The organism is Rhodobacter sp. P1_C2, from assembly GCF_056406375.1.
Window position 1 is genome coordinate 1 of sequence record NZ_JBFUAG010000037.1, and the last position, 1,132, is coordinate 1,132.

Consider the following 1,132-nt stretch of genomic DNA (forward strand, 5'->3'; position numbering starts at 1 on the left):
GCCCATCCTTGTCTCTTCGCGATCTGCGATAATGGAGGTTGCAGACGAGACCCCGTTCCATCCTTGGGTGCGTGAGCCCGTTCGGTAGCTTGGGGCTCGTCTGCTTTTACGCGTTCAAACCTGAACAGTTGCCTGGGGCGCTGCGCCAACAGACGACCCCGCAGATCAAGGACAGGCCTCCATGACTTTGCCACAGGATTTCATCGGTGTCGACGTTTCGAAGGATTGGCTCGACACCTTCTCGCTCAGCTCCGGTCGGCATGACCGGATTGCCAATACGGAACAGGATCTTGCCCGCTTCGCCCGCGAGGCCTCGGGCTGTTTCGTCGTCTTCGAGGCGTCAGGCGGCTATGAGCGCGCCTTGACCGCGGCGCTCGTCGAGGCGGCTGTCGTGCATGCCCGTGTCAACCCGCGCCAGGCCAGGGAATTTGCGCGGGCCACCGGGCGGCTGGCCAAGACGGACCGGGTCGATGCAGAGATCCTGGCCCGGATGGGCCGGGCCCTGGACGTGAAACCGACACCGCCCGCGGACGAGGATCGCGCCCGGCTCGCGGAACTGGTGGCGCGCCGGGATGATCTGATCGGCATGATCGGACGGGAGAGAAACCGCGCGCACATGGCGCGCAATTCCTGGATCTCGTCAGAAATTGCGATGCTTCTCAACGTGTTGGGAAAGCATCTTGCCGATGTGGATGAGGCAATTGCCGCCCTGATCGAAAGCCGGGACGCCCTGGCCAGCGCCAGCCGCCGCTTGAGATCGGCCCCCGGGATCGGACCTGTGCTGGCTGCCGTGATCCTCGCCCGCCTGCCAGAGCTTGGACAACTCGATCACCGGCGTATCGCGGCCCTGGCCGGGATGGCACCCCAGGCCCGCGATTCAGGCACCCTGCGCGGAAGGCGCCACATCTGGGGCGGGCGACCCGCCATCAGACGCAGCCTCTACCTGGCCGGCTTCATCGCCTCGCGCCACGATCCGAACATCAAGGCCTTCAGAGCAAGACTCGCCGCTGCCGGAAAACCGACAAAGGTCGCAATCATCGCCTGCGCAAGAAAACTCCTGACAATTCTCAACGCAATGGTCAAAACAGGCAAAGACTACGCCCAAACCAAAGCCTGAAAGACAGTTGCTACC

Annotated in this window: 1 protein-coding gene; it reads left to right on the forward strand. The window is 63.5% G+C overall.

All coding sequences use genetic code 11. From position 1 onward, the window contains the following. Positions 1-187: 187 nt before the first annotated feature. On the forward strand, positions 188-1,117 hold the full coding sequence (locus tag AC1DZT_RS25300) for an IS110 family RNA-guided transposase (protein WP_478009414.1): 930 nt from the start codon (positions 188-190) through the stop codon (positions 1,115-1,117). Positions 1,118-1,132: the final 15 nt, after the last annotated feature.